1 protein-coding gene and 1 pseudogene are annotated in these 2,973 nt (G+C 59.4%); one reads left to right on the forward strand and one right to left on the reverse strand.

The annotated features are described in order from the left end of the window. A pseudogene (gene ppsA, locus ADK28_RS12665) lies at window positions 1-1,757 on the reverse strand (phosphoenolpyruvate synthase); the annotation flags it as partial. A 458-nt stretch (window positions 1,758-2,215) separates the two neighbouring features. On the opposite strand from ppsA, the gene ppsR reads away from it, so the two are divergent. Further along, a partial coding sequence (gene ppsR, locus ADK28_RS12675) for a posphoenolpyruvate synthetase regulatory kinase/phosphorylase PpsR (protein WP_161802713.1) occupies window positions 2,216-2,973 on the forward strand: 758 nt, incomplete at its 3' end.

The following is a 2,973-nucleotide window of genomic DNA, read 5'->3' on the forward strand; positions in this document are numbered from 1 at the left end:
TTTGAAGTCGGACAGCCGCACGATCACACGCTTCGGCCAGAAGGCGGCGCCCAGCGTCGCGATCCCTTCTGTCAGGCGGCCAACGTAGAACTCGACCGGGTGGTCGTAACCCTGCATCAACGCGCGAATTTCGTTTTGCAGCGCCGGCGTCTGCTGATCGAACTCCAGCAGCGCGCGCGGGTGCACGCCAATCATGCGGTTGATGATAAATTCCAGCCGCGCCAGGCCCACGCCTTCATTCGGCAAACGCGCAAAGTCGAAAGCGCGATCCGGGTTGCCGACGTTCATCATGATCTTCAGCGGCAGATCCGGCAGCTCGGTCACTTCGGAGCTCTGCACGCTGAAATCCAGCATGTCGCTGTAAACGAAGCCGGTGTCGCCTTCCGCACAGGATACGGTGACTTTCTGGCCGTCTTTCAGCACGTCGGTGGCGTGGCCGCAGCCCACCACCGCCGGGATGCCCAGCTCACGGGCGATGATCGCCGCGTGACAGGTGCGCCCGCCGCGGTTGGTGACGATCGCGGCGGCTTTCTTCATGATCGGTTCCCAATCTGGGTCGGTCATGTCGGTGACCAGCACGTCGCCCGGCTGGATGCGATCCATTTCGCTGATGTCGTGGATCACTTTCACCGGACCGGCGCCGATGCGGTGGCCGATGGCGCGGCCTTCNCTTCCACCAGCACCGGACTGGTGCCGTTCAGCTGGTAGCGCTCCATGGTTTGTTCGTTGGAGCGTACGGTCTCCGGGCGCGCCTGCACGATCAGCAGCTTGCCGGTATGGCCGTCTTTCGCCCACTCGATATCCATCGGGCGGCCGTAATGTTTTTCGATCAGGATCGCCTGCTGCGCCAGCGCCTGCACTTCGTCATCCGTCAGCGAGAAACGGCTGCGCTGCGCTTCCGGCACGTCTTCAATGCGCACCTGCTTGCCGTGATCCTGCGACGGCGCGTATACCATGCGGATCTTTTTCGAACCCAGGTTGCGGCGCACGATCGCCGGCTTGCCGTTTTGCAGCGTCGGTTTGTGCACGTAGAACTCATCCGGGTTCACCGCGCCCTGCACCACCATTTCACCCAAGCCGAAAGCGGAGGTGATGAATACCACCTGATCAAAGCCGGACTCGGTGTCGATGGTGAACATGACGCCCGAGGAGGCCAGATCCGAGCGCACCATGCGCTGTACGCCGGCCGACAGCGCCACGCCGCGGTGATCGTAGCCCTGGTGCACGCGATAAGAGATGGCGCGGTCGTTGAACAGCGACGCGAACACGTGCTTGATCGCCACCATTACGGCGTCGATGCCCTGCACGTTGAGGAAGGTTTCCTGCTGGCCGGCGAAGGAGGCGTCCGGCATGTCTTCCGCCGTGGCGGAGGAGCGCACCGCAAAGGAAGCTTCCGGTTCGCCGTCGGCGAGCTGTTGGTAAGCCTGATGAATTTCACGCTCGAACTCGGCGTGGAACGGCGTGTCGATCACCCATTGGCGGATCTGGGCGCCGGCCTTGGCCAGTTGGGCAACGTCGTCAACGTCGGTCTGATCCAGTAGCTGATAGATGCGCTGGTTAACACCGCTTTGTTCGAGGAAATCGTTAAACGCCTGTGCGGTGGTGGCAAAACCGTTAGGCACGGCCACGCCCAAATCGGAAAGATTGGTGATCATTTCACCGAGGGAGGCATTTTTGCCGCCGACACGGTCAACGTCGTGCATGCCAAGCTGGTTGTACCAAAGCACATTACGCAAGTCTGGGCCATTGTTGGACATCGAGACAATCCTTATTGCTATCAGTAGGGTAAAGACGGATTTAATTCGCTTGCTTTACGGCGCCGCTAACACGGAGCCGAATCAGACTAGCACACTGATCCGGGGAAAATGGAAAGGTGAATCGATCAACCCACTGAAGAAAGTGGTTTTTAAGAGAATGTCCTAACCGGCTGATTTGCCTGGGAACCGTTCCCAATCGCACGAAAAGCTTAGTTCTCAACAAATTACGCTCTTTTTAAAATTCTGTTTTAATGACCACGCAAACGCTATCTTTTTTGGTGAAAATAGCGGCAAATTTACGTTTCGGCTCGAAAAGCGGCGCTGCGCCGCGATTTCTATCGCCGCCAACGCGCGCTTTTTTTCGCGCGCCGCCGCAGACGCTTTACCGCCCCGCCGTCACAATTTTTTCCCTCGCCCCTTTACCCGCGGATCGTCTGCGGCTCATGATATTGGCAGTGATGACAGCAGGAACACCGTTTTCAGGTAAGGAGCCTCGGGTGGAAAGAAGCGTTTTTTATATTTCGGATGGTACGGCGATCACCGCCGAAGTGCTGGGGCACGCGGTGCTGTCGCAGTTCCCGGTCACGGCGACCACTTACACCTTGCCGTTTGTCGAAACCGAGGCGCGCGCACGCGCAGTTCGCCAACAAATCGATGATATCTATAATGAAACCGGTGTGCGGCCGCTGGTGTTTTACTCCATCATCTCGCCGGAAGTGCGCGATGTGATCGTGCAAAGCCAAGGCTTCTGTCAGGATATCGTGCAGGCGCTGGTCGGCCCGCTGCAGGGTGAGCTGGACGTGGAGCCAACGCCGGTGCCGAACCGCACCCACGGTCTGACCGCCAGCAACCTCGGCAAGTACGACGCGCGCATTGCCGCCATCGACTATACCCTGGCGCATGACGACGGCATTTCGCTGCGCAATCTCGATCAGGCGCAGGTGATCCTGCTCGGCGTGTCGCGCTGCGGCAAAACCCCCACCAGCCTTTATCTGGCGATGCAGTTCGGCATCCGCGCCGCCAACTATCCGTTTATCGCCGACGATATGGACAATTTGCACCTGCCGGCCTCGCTGAAACCGTTTCAGCATAAATTATTCGGCCTGACCATCGATCCGGAACGCCTGGCGGCGATCCGCGAAGAACGGCGCGAAAACAGCCGTTACGCCTCACTGCGCCAGTGCCGCATGGAGCTCGCCGAGGTCGAGGCGCTGTT

This window comes from Serratia sp. 506_PEND (assembly GCF_001076875.1).
Classification (GTDB): Bacteria; Pseudomonadota; Gammaproteobacteria; order Enterobacterales; family Enterobacteriaceae; genus Serratia; species Serratia marcescens.